We start from the raw sequence: 19,424 nt of genomic DNA on the forward strand, positions 1-19,424 counted from the left end.
GCTAAAACCACCAACCCACTGAAGCTGCGTACACCCCGCTGCCAACCATGCGCGACTTTGAAAGTGGCGCATGGTTGACAGACAGCGGCGCGCACACACAAACAAACCGCCCGCCAGCCACCCCGAATCCAGCACATCAGTTAAACCAAGAAGGCCTGTCCCCGCCGCAATGGCGGGGACAGGCCTTCTTCAATAGGGATGTGGAGATGGGGAGAATTGAACTCCCGTCCGATGTTGCTTTGTCAGGGCTTCTCCGGGTGCAGTTTGCGTCGGTTTTTCTCGGCCCCAGCTATCTCGCAAACAAGTAGCTGCCAGGCCCAGTTGTATAAGAGTCCCCTAAGCGCCTACAACAAGAACTTAGAGCAGTGGCCCTCTAAATGACGCCAGGATCCGGGACGAGAGCATTCCCGGGCTGACGGACTGTCTTACTGCTTAGGCAGCAAGAGCGAAGTCAGTGCGATTTGAGTCAGCACTTATTGTTTTACAGAGATCGTTTACGAGATAACCCTGTATCCTCGACCCGCTTCACCTGTCTCGACAAACACCGTCGAAACCGATCATCCCCTATTGTGTTTTCAAACCCACGCCATCACGGCCGTGGACTATCCAGCATAGCGCATGCGCGCCGGCAAATATTCCCTACTTGCTGATCAGCCCCTTGGCTGCCTTTTCCTCGAGCACGAGCAAGGCGGCATCGTCAATCTTGCGGGCGAACGCGGGGTTCTTTTGCGCGGCCTCCAGCATGCCCTGGTACATGGCCGGTGCCACGGACTGGTTGGTGCACAGGACCATGGTGCCCCCGGCATTGATGAAGTCAACGCCTCGCTGCGCCGCTGGCACGGCCGCCACCTGCCGTGCGTCGCAAATGTCGTCACTGACTATGATGCCGGCGAAGTCCAAGTCCCCGCGGACCATGCCTTGGATGATCACGTGGGAAAACGGACCCAGGTCCTGCGGGTCAATCTTTGGGTAGTACGCATTGGAGATCATCAGCCACGGCACTCCGGCGTCCACGGCGTCGCGGAACGGCGCCACATAGGGGTCGTTGCGGACAGTGGTGCTGTCCGTCACCCCGGTGGTCACATCAGTGTTGCCGGTGACCCGCCCCAGCCCGGGAAAGTGCTTGACCGCCGGTTCCACCCCGGCGGCCAGCATGCCGCGGGCGAACGCCAGCCCGTGGCTGGACACGGCGGCCGGCGTGTACCCGTATTCGCGGCCGAAGGCGCCGATGGGTGCGTTCCGCGGCGCAAAGGCGGCCCCCGGCACGGTGTCCAGCACGGGCGCCAGGTTCACGTTCACGCCGGATCCGGCCAGCTGCTGTCCCCACCGCTTTGCGTCGGCCTGCAGGGTGGCGGGGGCAAGCTGGCCCTGTTCGATCGCCTGGGGCATCACGTCAAAACCGGGCCCCCGCATAATCTGCACGAACCCGCCCTCCTGGTCCGTGGCCACGAACGGCCGCACGCCCGCTTCGGAGGCATGCCCCGCGGCCTCGGCCACCACGGCACCGATCCCGGCCGTCCCCGCGGTGCTGCGGCCCTTCATGAACACATTGCCAACGTGCAGGTCCGCCAGCACGTGCACGGATTGCGCATCGGCCCCGGTCACGGGCGAGGACACCATGAACGCCTGCCCCACGCGCTGCCCGAGCGTCATGGCGGCCAATTTTTGCTGCGCCAGATCGTTCGCCGGAGCGTTCGTGCGTTGCGGAGCCTGGGTGGGGCTGGCGGTTGGCGGGGCCGCGGTGGCTGGAGCGGCGCTTCCCGTGTCCCCTGGCGCGGTGGCCGTGGGCGTGGCGGAAGGTGAGGCAGGTGTCGCTGCCGGGGACTGCGGTCCGGCCACCGGCGTCGTGCGGGGTGGTGAGGAGAACGTAAGGACCAGGATGACAGCAACGGCCAGGACTGCTGCGCCCACACCGATCCCCCACCAGTGGCGGGATGTCAGCGCCATGCCCGTCAGCCCCTCTGGTGCAGGTGGGCGGCGTTCAGTTCATCCATTTGTTCGTCGGTGAGTTCGTCGAGAATTTTGCGTTCGCCCTTGTCCGACTTGGAGAAGCGGACAAAGAGCAGCATCATGACGGGCAGGTCCATGATTTCAGCAATAAACCACAGGAAATCCCCGCCCAGCTGCTGGTCCCGCAAAGCGTCTGGAAACCACCCCGGCAGCGTTCCGGACAGGGCCGCAGCCCCATCGAATATATTGGGCGAGAGGCGCATGACCAGCCCCGGCGCCGCGTCCGCGAGCAGTTCGATGAACGCAAACACGAATTGCAGCATGATCAGCGCCGTGCTGACACGGGTCTTTTCCTCCACCATGGGCAGCACCATGAGCAGTCCCAGCAACGGGATGGCGATAGTGAGCAGGCCCTCCAGAACGGGGCTCAGTCGCGAGATGCCGGCCAGCGGGGTCAGCATCATGGAAAGGACCACCAGGCCCACTACGGGTGCCACGGCGCTGTTGGCAAAGAGTTTCATGGGGCGCCTTGATGCTGCGGCAATGAGGGCCCGGAGCCGTCCGCGGCGCATCGCCAGCCGCGCGAGGCTGACGGGCAGGCCCAAAGCCAACCCGGCCGGAACCACAAACAGCATCATGGCTATGCGGACGGAGAAGGCCCACCGCAGCTGGGGTGAGTACGTGCCGAGGAAGCCAAAGTTGACGAAGGCGTAGAGGCCCAGCCCGAGCAGGAAGAAGGCGGCGGAGCGCCAGGCCGGCCAGCGAACGCCGGCCCGGGAAACCCGGACCAGTCCCCACGCATAGAGCCCTCCGGCAACAAGGATCAGCGCAAGGGCCCACAGGTCCAAAGTCCAGGTGCCAAGGAATACGTTCCAGGGTGGCATCGTTTAGCCGCGGTTCTTTTCGCGCATGACACGCAGTGCCTCGCGGTTGTCCTGCTTTTCCCGCAGCGCCTGGCGCTTGTCGTATTCCTTCTTGCCGCGGGCTATGGCAATCTCGACCTTGGCGCGGCTGTCCAAAAAGTACAGCTGGAGCGGCACAATGGTGAACCCGGATTCACGGGTCTTGTGCGCGATCTTCTCCAGCTCCTCGCGGTGCAGCAGCAGCTTGCGGCGGCGCCGGGCCGTGTGGTTGGTCCAGCTGCCGTTGAGGTACTCCGGGATGTAGACGGCCTCAAGCCACAGTTCGTCGTTGTAGAACGTGGCAAAGCCGTCCACGAGCGAGGCACGCCCTTCGCGCAGCGACTTAACCTCGGTGCCCATCAGCACCAGCCCGGCCTCGTAGGTATCCATGATGTGGTAATCATGCCGGGCCTTGCGATTGGTGGCCACAACCTTCAGGCCACTTTCCTTGGGCACAGCAGACTCCTTCATGGGTGGATGCACCGCAAGCGGTGAAAACTCGTTGGTGCACCGCAGGTGCGGTGCGGACTTTTAGTCTAGCAACTCTGACACCGCGAGACTTCGAGGCTGCGCGGGGTTGCACCGTAGGGGTGCGCCACTTCAGAAGTGGCGCACCCGCTCTGCCCGGCGCTGCGCAGGAAGCGAGGCAATGCTGCGCGGGACAGCCCTGCGCCGTGCCTGGCTGGCTGGCTGGCTAGCTGGCTAGCTGGCTAGAGCAGTGTCATCGGGTCGACGGCGACGCCGTTGAGCCAGGTTTCGAAGTGGGCGTGGCAGCCGGTGGAGTTGCCGGTGCCGCCGGAGTAGGCGATCAACTGACCCCGGTTGACGTGCTGGCCGCTCGACACCTGCACGGACGTGTTGTGGTAGTAGGCGGTCAGCAGCGCGTTGCCTTGGATGACCCCGTGGGAGATCTTCACGCCATTCCCGCCACCGTAGGGGTCCCAGCCTGCCATGACCACGGTGCCGGCAGCTGCCGCGTACACGGGGGTGCCGCAGGTGGCGCCGAAGTCGATTCCCGTGTGCACATAGCCGCCGGTGCCGTAAAAGTCGATGGTGCCGGGCGGCGTTTGGCGCCAGCCAAAGCCGGAAGTGATGGGGACGTAGCTGGCAAACGGATGTTGCAGGCCAAAGGCGGAAGGGTTTCCAGGTGCCGCCGGCACATAGGGCGGGGGCACATAGTTGTTATTGCCAGCCTGGGCGGCTTGGGCGGCAGCCACCCGTGCCAGCCGTTCCGCCTCAGCCTTGGCGGCTGCCGCGGCAGCTTCACGTTCCTTGCGCTGGCGTTCGGCGATCTCCGCGGCCACGGCGTCCTGCTGCTTCTTCACGGCCTGCATCTTGGCCTGGATCTGCGGCTTTTGCTTTTCCAGCTTGGCGTTGATGGCCGCGGAATCACTGATCAGCTTGTCAACCGTGGCCTTCTTGGCCGCAGCCTGGTCGCGGGCGGCCTGCTCGGCGACAAGTGCCGCGTCCGCCTGCACCTTCAGGTCCTTGATTTCGGTCTCGACGGCGGCCAGGCGGGCCCGGGCGTTTTGGTTCGTTGCCTTTTGGGTGGTCAGCTGCGCCAAGGCGGCATTCTGGCCGCGCATGGCCTGTTCCGCCAGGTCGATCGAATTGGCCAGGTCGCCGGAGGAACCAACGCCGAGGATTAGTGCCAGGTTGGTCGGGATGCCGCCGGCCTTATAGGACTGTGCGGCAATTTGGCCGATCATGCTCTTGGCTTCGGCCTGCTTTTTGGAGTCAAGGGCAATCTGGGCGGTGATCTTGTCCTTGCTTTGCTGCGCCAGTTCAATGCGTGCGGCCAGCGAGTTGACGTGCTCGGTGGCGGCCCCAACGCGGTTTTGGGCATCCGCCAGGGATGCCTGGGCGCCGGGCAGCTGGCCCTGGTACATGACAAGGTCGGAGGCGGACTTCGCAAGGCCCGCGTCGACAAATTCCAGTGCGGAGGCAGCATCGTGGGCCTGCTGCTCCAGCGCGGAGGCCTTGTCGTCCAGGTTGTCGGCATGTGCGGCCGGCACGAGCCCGAGCAGACCCGCCATCAGCACGGCAGCCAGCGCCGTGCTGAAGCGGCCGGCATACCGTGCGGGCCTGCGTCGTGGCGGCAGGGGGGTTCCTGCGGTGGCGGATCCCCCGGTTGACATCGAGTCCATGCTCAAACTGCTCCTTGCGTTGTGGCGCCTGGCGGGTGCGGAGGGAGGCGGGAGTGATGGGACCGCCCCCGCCGCGTCATACTTTGAGGTTTTTTCGCAGTGATACAGCCGATGCGATCCCGGCCAGGACCACCCCGAGCAAAATCAGGATCGGATAAATCACGAGGGCCTGCGTGGTGGAAATGATGGGGGTGCCGGTGTTTCCATTGGCCAGGTAGCCGCCCATGAAGAATTCCACGATCGCCCAGACCGCCCCGGAGGCCAGCAGTGCCCCGATGGTGGCGGCGATGACCCCTTCGAGCACAAAGGGCAGCTGGATCACCGTCTTGGACGCCCCCACCAATCGCATGATGTCGATTTCCTTGGCCCGTGACTGCGCGGAAAGCCTGATGGTGGTGGCTATGAGCAGGGCCGCACAGACGATCATGAGCACGGCAACGCCCACCGCCACAATCGTGGCAATGTTCATCCACGAAAATAATGATTCCAGTACCTTGCGCTGGTCTACCACGGAGTCCACCCCTGGTGTGGCCGAGAAGGACTCGTTGATGATCTGGTATTTCTCCGGGTCGGTCAGCTTGATCCTAAATGACGACGGCAGGTTGCCCGCCTCCACCGAATCAACCATGGGCGAATTGGCGAACTGCTCCTTGAAATGGGTCAGCGCCTCCGCCTGGCTTTCGAAGGTCCACTTCTCCACATAGGGCTTGACTGCGGGAGAATCCAGCAGGCCCTGGATGGTTGCCTTCTGGTCCGCCGTGACGGGGCCGGACACGCAGTTGGTGTTGGTCGGGACATCGGTGCACAGGTAGATGGTGACCTGGACCTTGTCGTACCAAAAGCCCTTGAGCTGGCCGATCTGCATTTGCAGGACTCCGGCGGCGCCAACAAAGGTCAGGGACACAAACGTCACCAAAATGACGGAGATGACCATGGTCAGGTTGCGGCGCAGGCCGCTGCCCAGCTCACTCATGATGAAGGCAAGTCTCACGGCTGGTCTCCATTCCTTGAAAAGTCATTGGCAGTTCCCGCCGCGACATCCGGCGGGATCACGCGGCCCCTGTTGCGAACAAGTCGCGGTGGCATGGAATCTTCCTTCGTGACTGCGTTGCTGTCGGCGAAGGCACTCACGGCTCGCTGGCGGCGGGTCTGGGGTGCGCCGTCGTCCGCGGAAGGTTCGACGCCGGACGGCCCTCCTGCCGCCGTTGGCGCGCCTGCTCCCCCAGCCTTCGCCGCGGTTCCCGCAGCGGCTGCGGGGATGATCGGCATCATGGAGGTGTACTGGGCACGGGCCTCGTCACGGACCACCCGGCCGAATTCGAGTTCAATGACACGCTTGCGCATCGAGTTCACGATGTCGTCGTCGTGCGTGGCCATGACCACTGTGGTGCCGTTTTGATTGATCTTGTCCAGGATTTCCATGATGCCGGCGCTCGTGGTGGGGTCCAGATTTCCCGTGGGTTCGTCGGCCAGCAGGATGCCGGGCTGGTTCACAATGGCGCGGGCAATGGCCACGCGCTGCTGCTCGCCGCCGGAAAGTTCGGTGGGAAGGCGGCGTTCCTTCCCTTCCAGGCCCACGAGTTCAAGCACGCGCGGAACCTCGGTGCGGATGGCCGCGCGGGACTTTCCAATCACCTGCATGGCGTAGGCGACGTTGGCGAACACCGTCTTGGTGTTGATGAGGCGGAAGTCCTGAAACACCACGCCGATGCCGCGGCGGAATTTTGGCACCCGCCAGCTCGGAACGTTGGCCACGTTCTGGCCGGCCACATACACCTGGCCGTGTTCGGTCTTGTATTCACGCAGCACAAGGCGCAGGAACGTGGACTTTCCCGAGCCGGAGGAGCCGACCAGGAACACAAACTCCCCGCGGTTGACCTCCAGCGAGACATCGTCAAGGGCGGGTTTGCTTTTGCGGTCGTAAGCTATGCTCACATTTTCAAAACGAATCATGACTTTTCGTTGCCCTTCCAGCGAACGGTACTGGCATGCCGGTGCCTGGGCTATGGTTTGGGGGAAGAAACCACCAGCGTATCGACTATAGGCGCCATTTCGCGGCTTTTCGTGCTCCCTGTGCGGTGTGTCGGGCCGTGTAAGTGCTGTGAAACTTTCGCCGGGGTGGTGCCGCCCTACTGGTTTTCGGCGTTGCGGTTGTCCGCGCGCCAGCGGATGCCGGCGTCGATGAAGTCGTCAATTTCGCCGTCCAGCACGGCGGAGGTGTTGCCCACCTCGTGTTCGGTGCGCAGGTCCTTCACCATCTGGTACGGGTTGAGCACGTAGGAACGCATCTGGTCGCCCCATGACGCTTTCACATCCCCAGCCATGGCCTTCTTGGTCGCGTCCTCTTCGGCTTTTTTCAACAGCAGCAGGCGCGACTGGAGGACGCGCATGGCGGCGGCGCGGTTTTGGATCTGCGATTTTTCGTTCTGCATGGACACCACGGTGCCGGTGGGCAGGTGCGTCAGCCGGACGGCGGAGTCGGTGGTGTTGACGGACTGCCCGCCGGGCCCCGAGGAGCGGAACACGTCCACGCGGATCTCATTGTCGGGGACCTCGATGCTGTCCGTCTGCTCGATCAGCGGGATGACCTCCACGGCGGCAAACGAGGTTTGGCGCCGGCCCTGGTTGTCGAACGGGCTGATGCGCACCAGGCGGTGCGTGCCGGCTTCCACGCTGAGCGTGCCGAATGCGTAGGGCGCCTTGACCTCAAAGGTGGCGGACTTCAGCCCGGCCTCCTCGGCGTAGGAGGTGTCCAGGACTGCGGTCTGGTAGCCGTGGCGTTCGGCCCAGCGCAGGTACATGCGCAGCAGCATTTCGGCAAAATCCGCCGCGTCCACGCCGCCGGCGCCGGAGCGGATGGTCACCACGGCCTCGCGTTCGTCGTACTCGCCGGCCAGCAGCGTCACGATCTCCAGGTCCTTCAGCGACTTTTGCAGGGCAGGAAGGTCCTTGGCAGCCTCGGCGAGCGCATCGGCGTCGCCCTCTTCCTGGGCCAGCTCCACCAGGACTTCCAAGTCATCGATCCGGGACTCGAGCGTGCGCAGCTTTTCCAGCTTCGACTGCGCGTGGCTGAGCCGGGACGTCACTTTTTGGGCAGCGGCCGGATCATCCCAAAGGTTGGGGGAACCCGCCTGTTCGGACAAATCTTCAATGTTCTCCAGGAGCTTGTCCACCTCGGACACCTGCTCAATGGAGATGTAGGTGGCGCGCAGCGCCCGGATCTCTGCGGGAAAGTCGATCTCAGCCATGATATTCAAGCGTACGGCATGCGCAGGGATGGTCCACCGGGTACCCTCAACGGCAGCCGCGGAATGCCATGGGGCTGCCGGTGGATTGGACGGTTACAGGACCAGGTGGGCGCGGGCGGTGCCGCTCACGGTCAGGACGATCCCGTCCGGCACCAGGAAGTTGATGAACATCGGATGCACGACGCCGGTCAGGAACACCACGGCGGTGCGGCCGTCGGGGGTTCCCGTGCCGGCCGCCATCTGGACACCCGAAAGGGATTGGGGGAGCTCCGTGCCGGCGAGATAGTCGCGAGCGGCTGCATCTATTCCTCGGTTGTTCAGCAGCGTGCCGGGATCTGTGCTGGCTGCCCCGCCGTTGAGGACGAAGGTGTCCGCGGCTGCGAGCGCTGCACCATCCGCCATGGAAAGCAGCTTCTTGTGGCCGAGGTAAATGCTGGAGCCGGCGGCCACCACGGTCATGATCAGCAAGGCAAGCAGCACGTAGCCGATCATGAGCACCATGATGTGCCCCTCCTGCGGGGCCGGGCTTTTACGAAGACCCCTGTGAAGCCGCCTCATTTGAAGCGACCCACCTTTTGCGTGGCCGATGACTCCACGGTGGCCGCGGATTGCCTGGCGCCGGGGATGCCGCCGACCAGTGGCAGCTCGACATTGAGGGTCACGCGTGCCCGAACAATGGTGCCGGGGGTGAGGCACCCGCCATCGCAGGTGATGGTCAGCGAGGCGCTTGCCGCGTCGAAGCCCATGTCGGTGACGGCCATGGCAACTGCGGTTTCCGCAGCCTGGCGGGCCGCGCCGGCATCTGGCTGCAGGACGTAGACCTTGGCCGCCTGGTCGGCGGCCCCCACCACGGCGTAGGCTCCGCCCTGCAGCTGGCCCACGGTGAGGATCAGGTACGCCACCGGAACCATTAACAGCACCGCCAGGAACACAAACTCCACGATGGCGCTCCCCCGCTCTGTGCCGCCTGCCGTCGCGGGAGGCGGATGGTCAGCCGTCGCGCCTGGCGGCAGGCCCGCCGTCGCGCCAGCTTGCGTGGCAGGCGTCGTGCCTGGCGGCAGGCCCGCCGTCGCGCCAGCTTGCGTGGCAGGCGTCGTGCCTGGCGGCAGGCCCGCCGTCGCGCCAGCTTGCGTGGCAGGCGTCGTGCCTGGCGGCAGGCCCGCCGTCGCGCCAGCTTGCGTGGCAGGCGTCGTGCCTGGCGGCAGGCCCGCCGTCGCGCCAGCTTGCGTGGCAGGCGTCGTGCCTGGCGGCAGGCCCGCCGTCGCGCCAGCTTGCGTGGCAGGCAGTACGCCAGGTCGCGCGCCAGGAGCGCTGAAGACGCCGGGCCATTCACCGGGCAATGACGGCATGCCCGCTCATTTCCAGCTGCCGCCCCGGACCGAGCAGCCCCAGCAGCGGCATCGGTGCCGTGACGGAGACGGTCAGGATGGAGACGCCGTTGACGGAGGACACCGTGGCGGAGACTTCCTGGGCGAATCCGCTGCCGAGTGCAGTCCCAATCAGGAGTTCGGCCCGATCCTGCGCATCCTGGGCCGTCCTGTCGGCGAGCGCGCCGTACCTGGCTGCCGACGATGCCGCATCCGCCACTGTGTTGCGCACATGCAGCACCAGGGCCAGTTGAATAAGTGCCAGGAACATGATGGTCACGATCGCGGAGACCAGCACAAAGTCCACGACGGCGGCACCCTGTTCGGATTTCCTTCCGGCCGGCGGCAGGGTTACGGATGAACCTGGTCCATGGCCTCGTTGAACATCTTTTGCAGGGCGGGACCCGCGATGGCGAGGAGTCCCGCCACCAGTACGGCGGACATGAGTGTGATCAGCACCCAGCCGGGAACATCTCCGCGGGCCCGTCCGGTGGCCGGAAGCAGCCGGTACAGTCCCAGCCGCCGTCCGAGCCGGGCCAGCCAGAGTCCGGCTGCCTGTTGTCCTGCCAGCAGAAGCGCCAATGCGCGTTCGGCCATCGGATATTCCTTTTCCATGGTGTGTCCCCTCGTTGCGGTGGTGATGGTTGTCCGCCGCGTGCGGCGGGTGTTGAAAAGTACTCGGTGGCGGATGCGGGAAGGTTTGCATTAGAAGCCGAACTGCAGCAGGGCGAGCCCGGGGAATACGGCAAACACGACGGTGAGCGGCAGCACCCCGAAAACAAGCGGGACCATCATGGCAATTTCCTTGCGTCCGGCAGCTTCCATCAACTCCCGCTTGGCCACGTCCCGGACGTCCTGGGCCTGGGCGCGCAGGACGTCGGCCAGTGGCGTCCCCCTGCTGACCGCCACACTGATCCCATCCACAAAGCGGGTCAGCGCCGGGATGCCCAGACGTTCGGAAAACGCCGCCAGCGCCTCCACCAGCGGCGTCCCGGTGCGGGTTTGCGCCAGGATGCGGGTAAATTCGCCCGACAGCTCGCCGCGGGACTGCCGGGCCACCCTGTCCAGGGCGCTGGCGGCGCTCTCCCCCGCGCCCACGGCGAGGGCCATGAGCTCGGCCAGAGCCGGAAATTCGGCCAGTATGCGGGCCTGCCGGCGCTTGATGCGGGCACCGAGCAGATAGTCGCAGCCAAGGTAGCCGCCCAGCATCAGTGCAGCCGTCAGCGCCAGGGCGCCCATGACGTTGACGTGCCCGCTCCACACCAGGAACAGGGAACCGGCCAGCCCGATCACCAGGCCCGCCCCTGTCCACAGCAGCTGCACGGCCCGAAATTCCAAGGGTGATTCGTTCCGCCCTGCCCGTTCCAGCCGCGCGGCCAGTCCCTTCACGCTGATGTTGAACCGGCCCAGGCGGACCATGGCATCGGAGACCAGCAGGCGGAAGATCCGCCCCAGCGGGCCAAAGAGGGCGGCGGAATCCTCCACGGCCAGCAGCCCCGACCGGCTCGCGACGCTGCGCAACTGCGGCTCCACCCGTTCGGCAAAGGTGGGCCTGCGCATGGCAGGCAGGCGGACAAACACCAGCCACAGGCCCAGCCCCAGGGCCAGTCCTGCCCCGAGGACGGCGGCCCCATGGCCGTTCATGCCAGCACCCGCCGTTCCCCCGGCAAGGCGCCGATGCGCAGCATGAGCCGGTAACAAATCACCGACACCAGCAGGCCCCCGCCCAGCACCAGCCAGCCTGCCGCAGAGTTGTAGGCGGCAATGGCCTCGGGCCGGGTCGCCATGAGCACCAGCACAATCCACGGCGCGGCCACTGCCAGGCGGGCCGCGTTGACGGTCCAGGATTGCCGCGCCTCGAGTTCGCTGCGGGTCCGGGCATGGTCGCGGAGGAATTCGGACAGCGTTCCGAGCAGCCGGCCAAGATCGGTGCCGCCAACGTCGCGGGTCAGTCGCAGGGCCTCGATGATGCGGTCCGCCACCGGGTCGGCCAGCCGGTCCTTGAGTTTTTCCAGGGCTGCTTCAAAGTGGCCGGTGGAGCGGTAGTCCGCCCCAAAGCTGACAAATTCGCTTCGCAGCTCCACAGGGCCCTTGGCACCCAACTGGATCAAGGCTTCCGGCAGGGACAGCCCCGCGCGGATGGCCGAGCGCAAATGGTCCACGACGTCCGGCCAGAGCTCGCGGAGGACGGATGACCGGCGTCGTGCCCTCCAGCGCAGGAGTGCAATGGGGACATAGCCGCTGAACAAACCCAGGCACAGGGCAACGGGTGGCGCCCCGGTCAGCAGCAGCACCACCAGGGCGGCCAGGACGGCCAGGCCCAACGTGCTGGCCACCAGGGAGGCCGGGGTCACCTGGACAACACCGGCCTGCTGCAGCAGTTCCTCGAGCCTGCTGCGCCGAACCGGTCGCGCCGCTTCCTCCGGTGCACCCCAGCACGCCGTCCAGACCAGGAAAAGGCCCAGCCCCGCCAGCAGACCCACCAGCGCGGACATCAGGATTCCCCCATCAGGGCCGCCACGCTGTAGCCGGCCGCGGCAAACTTTTCCGGTGACGGCATGGCGGACGGGGATGGCGTGAGCCGGCCGTCCACGGTGTCAAAGGCCATGCCGGATTCGATGACGCCGTTTTCCACACGGCGTCCCAGCGACAGAATCTGCCCCACCCGGCGCTTCCCGTTGGGCAGCCTTACGCAGTGGACCACCAGGTCGATGCAGGCCGCCACGGTCGGCACGACGAAGGCCGCGGTGATGTTTTCGCCGGCCAGCAGGGGCAGCGTGCAGATCTTCACGACGGCGTCGTGCGCCGAGTTGGCGTGGACCGACGCCATCCCGGGCAGGCCGCTGTTCAAGGCGATCAGCATGTCCAGGCTTTCAGCCTCCCGCACCTCGCCCACAATAAGCCGGTCCGGACGCATTCGCAGGGCTTCCTTGACCAGGCGCCGCAACGGGATTTCCCCAGTTCCCTCAAGGTTGGGCTGGCGGCACTGCAGGCCCACCACATCGCGCAGCGGCAGCTTCAGTTCAAAAATCTCCTCCACCGTCACCACACGCTCACGGGATCCGATGCCGGCGGCCAGGCAGTTGAGCATGGTGGTCTTGCCCGCCTGGGTGGCGCCGGAGACCAGAATGTTCAAGCCGCTGCTGACGGCGGCACCGAGAAAGCGTGCGCCCTGCGGGGTGAGGGAGCCCAGCTCCACCAGGTGTTCCAGGCGGCTGGCGCGTGCCGTGAATTTGCGGATGTTCACGGCCCAGTGGGACTTGGTGATGTCCGGGATGACCACGTGCAGCCGGGATCCGTCCGGAAGTGCGGCGTCCACAAACGGGCTGCTCAAATCGAGCCGGCGGCCCGAACTTTTCAGCATCCGCTCCACCAGGTCCTGCAGCTGCTGCTGGGTGAGGACCAGGGGCGTCAGCTCCGATTCGCCGTTGCGGGCCACGAAAACCTCGTCCGGTGCATTGAGCCAGACTTCCTCAATGTCCGGATCGTCCAGAAACGGCTGCAGCGCACCAAAGCCGGCAACGGCGTCGAACACGTGCTGCTTGGCATCCCCGGCATGGGCCAGCGGTGGCACTGCGCCCACGAGTGAACGTTCCCCATAGTCGTTAACGGCCGCCTCCACCAGGTGCCGCACTTCACCACCCTGCCGCAATGGGTCCAGGCCCCTGCGCCTAATGAGCTCGCGAACCTCGTCCTCAACCAGTGCCAGCGCATCCATTGTGCCTCCCCGCCACGCTGCGGTACGTGCCCATCCCCCTGACAATTGGAGCCTAGCCCCGCGACGAAGGACACGCCAGAAGCAATTCCAGCTTGTGGACAACATTGGCCGGGATGATCAAGGTCCCAATTTCACATCGAAGCCCCAGTCAGCTGGTCTGAACCCGCCATTCTTCCATGGGAAGCGTGGCCGAGAAGGGCGGGGCTTGTTGGCTCATAGCAATACCTCCGGGAAGCTGAGTCGATCGGTCCGTGCCCTGATTGCTAGAATCACCAAGGACCTGCAAGGGAACTCGCTTCGAGGGACCGGCGAACATTCCTAGGGAGAGTTCCAGAATTTCATGACGTGGCTGCAAACAATTCCCACCATCATCGTCGCGGCGCTCATCATCTTCGTCCCCGGTGCGATGCTGGCCCGTTGCCTAGGCGCCAGGGGACTGACGTGGGCTGCCACTGCCGCACCGCTGACGGTCTCACTCGTCTCGCTGGCTGCCATCGCCGCGCAAAAGCTGCATGCGCCCTGGTCGCTGGGCGTACTGGCAGCATTCACCCTCGCCGGCTGCCTGGTGGTATTGGCGATCAGGCTGCCGTTCGTCCTGCGCCTGCACAAGGCAGGCCAAGGGGGAACGGCCTGGGTGCGGCCCAGTCGGCCGCTTGTGCTTGCCATTTGCGCTGGATTCGCCGCGCCGGCCGCTATCCTTGCCATCCGCTTTTCGAAGATCTTCATCGCTCCTGAGAACATTTCCCAGACGTACGACAACGTCTTCCACCTCAACGCCGTCCGGTTCATTCTCAACACGGGCAACGGTTCCTCGCTGAACATCAGCAACCTCAATGAAGCCGCTGCGTCCGGGTTCTATCCGGCCGCTTGGCATGATTTGGTGGCACTGGTGGTGGGTACCACGTCCGTGCCGATCCCCGTCGGGACCAACGCTGTTAACATGGTGATCGGGGCGCTCGTGTGGACAACCTCAAGCATGTACCTGGCGAGCCGTGTCCTTGGTAACCGTCCGGCCGCCTTCCTGGCAACCGGGGCCCTCACGGCCGCCTTTACCGCCTTCCCGTACCTGCTGGTGGAATTCGGTGTCCTCTATCCTAACTTCCTCGCGATTGCGATCCTGCCGGCCTTCATGGCCCTGGCTGCGGACATGTTGAAGCTGTCCGCGGCACCACGGCCAGGTCCATTGCTTGCCGCCGTGCTGATCGCCGTGGGCCTGCCCGGCCTGGCAATGGCACATCCCAGCATCCTCATGGCCTTTGGTCTGTTCGCGCTGGCGCCCCTAGTGACCTGGCTGGTGCTGCGGATCCGGGATGCCGCAGTCGGAAGGACTCCTTGGCCCTGGGCCGCGGGAGCCGCTGCACTGGCGCTGGCGTACTTTGTTCTCTTGGACATTTTTTGGGGCGTAGTGCGTCCCAGCAAGGCCGCGTCCGCCTGGCCGCCGTTTCAGACCATCCCCCAAGGCATTGGCGAGGCCCTGACAGGTGGGCTGTTGGGGAGGCCCATGCCGTGGCTCGCAGCCAGCCTGATGGTGGTCGGTGTCTACGCGGTCTTCCGGCTTCGGCGGGGGTATTGGCTGCTCGGTGCGTACGCCATCAGCGTCTTCCTGTTTGTGGTTTCCTCTGCATTTAAGCAAGATGACCTGCGCGACTTCATCACCCAAGTTTGGTACAACGACAGCTACAGGCTGGCCGCCATGATTCCGGTGTTTGCGTTGCCGCTGGCGGCCGCGGGCGCCGTGTGGCTGTTTGACCTGGCAATGGCGGCAAGACCCGTTGCGAAACGGCTTCAGGGGCGCGGCCGGACCGCGGGACTGGCACTAGGTTTGGCTTCATGGGTCATCTTGATTGTTCTGGCACAGGGCTTCGCTGTGGCCACGGCCCAGGGCATGGCCCGTGCCAAATATGATTACACGGCCACTTCTCCCCTCCTAACCAGCGACGAGCATGCACTGCTCTTGCGACTGGATAAGCACGTCCCGGCGGACGGAACAATCATTGCAAACCCTGCGACTGGAGCCTCACTGGCCTATGCACTGGCCGACCGCAACGTCATCCTGCCAGCCGTAGGTTCGAAGGCTGACAAAAGTGATTCGATCGTGCTTGGCTACTTCCCGAGCCTTGGCACAAACCCAGCCGTTTGTCATGCGGTGGAGAAGCTCAACGCCTTTTACCTGCTCGACTTCGGGAGCCAACAAGTGAACAACTTGCACACTGTATTCCCCACGTCCGAGCAACTGGCCATCCTCCCCGGCCTGAAATTGTTGGACCACGAAGGCGACGTCAAACTCTACCGGATCACGGACTGCGGCTGACGCGCCGAAGAAAGGCCGCTTGTTCAGGGCGACGATGTTGCCAATGTCCTCCGCCTGGAACAGTTGAGCCGTGCCGCCAAGACAGCAGTCGCAGCGTTGCCCAGATATGGTCTGGGCAACATTTTCGTCTAAGTGCCGTCAGTCCTTGCCATACCCCTGCGGGTTCTCGCTCTGCCAGCGCCAGTGGTCCCCACACATTTGCGCCAGGTTCCGGTGCGCGGACCAGCCCAGGTCCGCCAGCGCTGCTGACGGGTCCGCATAACTGACCGCCGCGTCCCCGGGACGCCGGGGCGCAAATTCAAAGGGAATGGGCTTGCCTGCTGCGTCCCCGAACGCCTGGATCACTTCCAGCACCGAGGAGCCATTGCCGGTGCCAAGGTTCCAGCGGAACACCCCCGCGTGCGCCGGCAGATAGCCGAGTGCTGCCAGGTGGCCGGCGGCCAGGTCCATCACATGGATGTAGTCGCGCACCCCGGTGCCGTCCGGCGTCGGATAATCGTTGCCAAACACCATGACTTTTTCGCGCCGCCCCACTGCCACCTGCGCCACGAACGGCAGGAGGTTGTTGGGTATGCCGCTGGGGTCCTCGCCGATGCGGCCGGATTCGTGCGCGCCGACGGGGTTGAAGTAGCGCAGCAGCGCCACGCGCCACGTCGGGTCCGCCGCCCCGAGGTCGGTGAGGATGTCCTCGATCTGTTCCTTGGTGCGCCCATAGGGATTGGTGGCATCCAACGGCATCTTCTCGATGAGCGGCACCTCCTCGCTGGCACCGTATACGGTGGCCGAGGAGCTAAACACGATGGTGCGCACTCCGTGCCTGTCCATGGAGGCCAGCAGGTTCAAGGTGCCCACGATGTTGTTTTGGTAGTACATGAGCGGCTGCGCCACGGACTCCCCCACGGCCTTGAGCCCGGCGAAGTGGATGACCGCGTCGAAGCCGGCGCCGGCGATGAGTCCGTCAACTCCGGAGGCGTCCAACAAGTCCAGCTCAACAAAATCCGGATGGCGGCCCGTCAGCCTTTCCACCCGGCGCAGCGACTCCGCCGAGGAGTTGGCCAGGTTGTCAAGGACGACGACGTCGTGCCCCGCTTCCAGCAGGCAGAGGACAGTGTGCGAACCTATGTAGCCGGCCCCGCCGGTCACCAGAACTTTCATGCGTTCCAGCCTATAGGGCGCACGCCGCGCCCTTTTGCACCTGTGCCGGACACGGCATGGATTCGTTCCATAGTCGATTCCGGTGCGGCCTTCCCGAAGCAACATCCATAACATTCGCATCACGAGTCACTTGCGTAGCACGCCGTTTCAGCTCTAGAAGGGTAACATTGCCCGTATGTGGGCCTGGGGGCGCATCTTGATCTCTTGCCTGCTTTCGCCGATTCAAGGTGTCACCAACCACAAATACTGCACCGGAGCCCCACTTATGTTTACGACCCGGCCCAAGCTGATCAGCTGCCCCACCCGCCTGCCGTCGCTTCGCCTGACAAGAATTGCGGCCGCGGGACTCGTGGCAGCCTCCCTGGCCCTCTCGATGGGGACAGTTCCGGCCAAGGCCGCCCCCGGCGAATCAACCGCGACGTCTACCGAGGTTTCCGTACCGTCAACCTCGGTGCCGATAGCTGAACCGGCCACCGTCCCGACACGTGAGCCGACGCCGGCTCCCGCGCTTGACCCGCTGCCGGAAACGGTGCAAAGCCCGTCTGCCGCTGCAACAACGGCACCCAGCACGCCGGTAATGACCACGGCGCCAACAACCATCGAGCCGTCGGCTGAAGCCGGGCCATCCGTGAATCCCGGCGAAACATTGGCCGAGCAGCAGGGTGCACTCGGGGCGGCCATGGGTCAGGGCGCCAAGAAGTTGGCCATGAACGTCGACCCGCAGGCCGCAATTCCCGCCAAGCGCTCGATGATGGCCGCCCCATACGCTGAAAGCCTGTCGGCAACCTTCAGGCCCGCCGGCGTTCAGGGCCTGGACGTCAGCGGATGGCAGCCCAATGTGAGTTGGGCAGCCCAAGCAAATCTTGGCGCCAAGTTCGCCTATATCAAGGCGACAGAAGGAAACAACTTCACCAGCAGCGCGTTCGGCAACCAGTACACAGGCGCTGCGAATGCAGGATTCATCCGGGGCGCCTACCATTTTGCCCTGCCGGGCCAATCATCGGCGGTCGCCCAGGCAGATTTCTTTGTCAACAACGGTGGCGGCTGGAGCGGAGACGGCAAGACACTCCCACCGCTGCTTGACATCGAATACAACCCCTATTCCACCTTGGGCAACACCTGCTACAACTTCAGCCAAAGCTCCATGGTCACCTGGATCAAGGACTTTTCAAACCGGGTGAAGGCCCGCACCGGCCGTCTGCCGATGATTTACACCACCACAGACTGGTGGTCCCGCTGCACCGGGAACTCCAGCGCCTTCTCAAACCAGCCCCTCCACGTTGCCGCCTACTCCACGGTGCTCGGAGCCCTTCCCAATAGCTGGTCAGTTCAGAGCGTCTGGCAATACAGCTCCACCGGTCCCTTCGATGGCGACTCCAATGCCTGGAACGGCACGCTTGCCAGCCTGAAGACGTTCGCCACCAAGGCCGACGCCCAGGTGCCCAAGCCGCCGACGGTCCCCGCCAACAACCCGTCCATTCCTTCCCCTGCGGACCTGGTGGCGGCCGATGGCTCCGGAGCCCTGTGGAGGTACCCCGCCACCGGATCCGGGGGCTTTGGAGCGCGCAAGCAAATCGGACAGAGCTGGACGGGCATGCGTTCCATCACCGTCATTGACTGGAATTCCGACGGCGTCCTGGACCTGATTGCGCAACGGACCAACGGCTCGCTATCCCTCTACAAGGGTCTGCGTGGCGGCGGATTCAGCGGATCCCAATCGCTCGCTGCGTCAGGCTGGGGAACCTCCCAGCTGACGATTGGCTATTGGCTCAATTCCAGCAAATATCCACAAATACTGGCCCGCGCCGCCAACGGTGACGTCAATCTCTGGGCCAATCCTGCCGGCAGCTCGCTGGGCGCCGCACAGCGAATCGCCCAAGGCTGGAACGGCATCAACATGACCATGCTGGACTTCGACGGCGACGGCCGCCAGGACATTCTCGCCCAGTATCCGGACGGCACGCTCCGCCTGGCACGCTCCAACGGGGCCGGTGCGTTTATCAACGAGCCCCGCAAGACCATCGGCAGCGGCTGGAACGCCTTCACCAGCATCACCGTCTACAGCGATTTTGCGTTCTCGGGCTCGAACGGCCTGATCTGGCGGACCGCGGCTGGCGCGATCAGCTACGTCCCTGTTCCAAGCAACTCAAAGTTCGGCAGCGTGTCTGCCATCGGCAGCGGCTGGGGCTCATTCCTGATTGCGGGCGGCGAGAACATCAACCCGCCCCAAAAGCCGCAGGCACCGCCAACCCCCAAGGCTGTGGCGGGCAATGGCCGGGCATCCATCACCGTGGCAAAAAATGCCAGCAGCGCGGCTTCCACCAGCATCTTGGTCACCGCCTCGCCCGGCGGTTCCAACTGCACCATTGCGGCTGCGTCGGGGACCTGCACGGTGGCCGGCCTGGCCAATGGAAAATCCTATACATTCAAGGCGGCAGCGAGCAACGCCGGAGGTTTCTCGCCGTCGTCGTCGGCTAGTTCGCCGGTGGTTCCGTACAACCCGGTTTCCCGCGTTGCCGGGGCCGACAGGTATGCGGTCTCCGCGGCCGTCTCCAAGGCCACCTTCGCCCCCGGAGTCAGCGTCGCCTACATCGCCAGCGGCGCAGTGTTCCCCGACGCCCTCTCC

17 protein-coding genes, 1 other RNA gene and 1 pseudogene are annotated in these 19,424 nt (G+C 64.7%); 2 read left to right on the forward strand and 17 right to left on the reverse strand.

The genetic code is table 11. The annotated features are described in order from the left end of the window. Nucleotides 1-198: 198 nt before the first annotated feature. From ssrA to CVV68_RS02135, 16 genes and pseudogenes are all read right to left on the reverse strand, one after another. Nucleotides 199-565, reverse strand: a transfer-messenger RNA (tmRNA) gene (ssrA, locus tag CVV68_RS02070). Between the two features lie 74 nt (nt 566-639). Further along, complete coding sequence (locus CVV68_RS02075) at nt 640-1,947, reverse strand: glycoside hydrolase family 3 N-terminal domain-containing protein (RefSeq protein WP_245933276.1); 1,308 nt, start codon at nt 1,945-1,947, stop codon at nt 640-642. Between the two features lie 5 nt (nt 1,948-1,952). After that, entirely contained in the window at nt 1,953-2,834 is an 882-nt protein-coding gene (locus CVV68_RS02080) for a cytochrome c oxidase assembly protein (protein WP_110499363.1), read from the reverse strand. 3 nt (nt 2,835-2,837) lie between these two features. After that, the gene (gene smpB, locus CVV68_RS02085; protein WP_110499364.1) at nt 2,838-3,308 is read right to left on the reverse strand and encodes an SsrA-binding protein SmpB; all 471 of its coding nucleotides are present in this window, start codon (nt 3,306-3,308) and stop codon (nt 2,838-2,840) included. A gap of 254 nt (nt 3,309-3,562) precedes the next feature. Beyond that, entirely contained in the window at nt 3,563-4,999 is a 1,437-nt protein-coding gene (locus CVV68_RS02090) for a M23 family metallopeptidase (RefSeq protein ID WP_245933277.1), read from the reverse strand. Nucleotides 5,000-5,075: 76 nt separating this feature from the next. Beyond that, entirely contained in the window at nt 5,076-5,990 is a 915-nt protein-coding gene (ftsX, locus tag CVV68_RS02095) for a permease-like cell division protein FtsX (RefSeq protein ID WP_110499365.1), read from the reverse strand. 266 nt (nt 5,991-6,256) lie between these two features. Beyond that, nucleotides 6,257-6,952: pseudogene (gene ftsE / locus CVV68_RS02100) on the reverse strand (cell division ATP-binding protein FtsE); the annotation flags it as partial. 176 nt (nt 6,953-7,128) lie between these two features. Continuing rightward, nucleotides 7,129-8,247, reverse strand: a complete 1,119-nt coding sequence (gene prfB, locus CVV68_RS02105) for a peptide chain release factor 2 (RefSeq protein ID WP_110499367.1) — start codon at nt 8,245-8,247, stop codon at nt 7,129-7,131. 93 nt (nt 8,248-8,340) lie between these two features. Then, nucleotides 8,341-8,748, reverse strand: a complete 408-nt coding sequence (locus tag CVV68_RS02110; RefSeq protein ID WP_110499368.1) for a pilus assembly protein TadG-related protein — start codon at nt 8,746-8,748, stop codon at nt 8,341-8,343. Nucleotides 8,749-8,801: 53 nt separating this feature from the next. Continuing rightward, nucleotides 8,802-9,188 carry a hypothetical protein gene (locus CVV68_RS02115; RefSeq protein WP_245933278.1) on the reverse strand — a complete coding sequence of 129 codons (387 nt, stop codon included), beginning with the start codon at nt 9,186-9,188 and terminating at the stop codon, nt 8,802-8,804. Between the two features lie 49 nt (nt 9,189-9,237). Next, nucleotides 9,238-9,576, reverse strand: a complete 339-nt coding sequence (locus tag CVV68_RS23345; RefSeq protein ID WP_170133058.1) for a hypothetical protein — start codon at nt 9,574-9,576, stop codon at nt 9,238-9,240. Then, entirely contained in the window at nt 9,577-9,921 is a 345-nt protein-coding gene (locus CVV68_RS24080; RefSeq protein WP_245933279.1) for a TadE family protein, read from the reverse strand. Nucleotides 9,922-9,965: 44 nt separating this feature from the next. Next, nucleotides 9,966-10,211 (reverse strand): hypothetical protein, encoded by a 246-nt coding sequence (locus CVV68_RS24085; protein WP_245933280.1) that lies wholly within the window; start codon nt 10,209-10,211, stop codon nt 9,966-9,968. Nucleotides 10,212-10,319: 108 nt separating this feature from the next. After that, nucleotides 10,320-11,258, reverse strand: coding sequence for a type II secretion system F family protein (locus CVV68_RS02125; RefSeq protein WP_110499370.1), 939 nt, complete (start codon nt 11,256-11,258; stop codon nt 10,320-10,322). After that, on the reverse strand, nt 11,255-12,109 hold the full coding sequence (locus tag CVV68_RS02130) for a type II secretion system F family protein (protein ID WP_110499371.1): 855 nt from the start codon (nt 12,107-12,109) through the stop codon (nt 11,255-11,257). The genes CVV68_RS02125 and CVV68_RS02130 overlap by 4 nt, the downstream gene beginning before the upstream one ends. Beyond that, the gene (locus CVV68_RS02135; protein ID WP_110499372.1) at nt 12,109-13,332 is read right to left on the reverse strand and encodes a TadA family conjugal transfer-associated ATPase; all 1,224 of its coding nucleotides are present in this window, start codon (nt 13,330-13,332) and stop codon (nt 12,109-12,111) included. The genes CVV68_RS02130 and CVV68_RS02135 overlap by 1 nt, the downstream gene beginning before the upstream one ends. A gap of 340 nt (nt 13,333-13,672) precedes the next feature. On the opposite strand from CVV68_RS02135, the gene CVV68_RS02140 reads away from it, so the two are divergent. Further along, nucleotides 13,673-15,643 (forward strand): DUF6541 family protein, encoded by a 1,971-nt coding sequence (locus CVV68_RS02140; RefSeq protein ID WP_110499373.1) that lies wholly within the window; start codon nt 13,673-13,675, stop codon nt 15,641-15,643. A 138-nt stretch (nt 15,644-15,781) separates the two neighbouring features. Here the strand turns inward: CVV68_RS02140 and galE are convergent, their stop codons facing one another. Then, nucleotides 15,782-16,798, reverse strand: coding sequence for a UDP-glucose 4-epimerase GalE (gene galE, locus CVV68_RS02145; protein ID WP_110499374.1), 1,017 nt, complete (start codon nt 16,796-16,798; stop codon nt 15,782-15,784). Nucleotides 16,799-17,063: 265 nt separating this feature from the next. Between galE and CVV68_RS23350 the strand changes: the two genes are divergently transcribed. After that, nucleotides 17,064-19,424: GH25 family lysozyme (locus CVV68_RS23350; protein ID WP_170133059.1), on the forward strand; the 2,361-nt coding region annotated here is incomplete at its 3' end.

Origin of the sequence: Arthrobacter livingstonensis (assembly GCF_003219815.1) — a bacterium.
In the GTDB taxonomy this organism is placed as follows: Bacteria; Actinomycetota; Actinomycetes; order Actinomycetales; family Micrococcaceae; genus Specibacter; species Specibacter livingstonensis.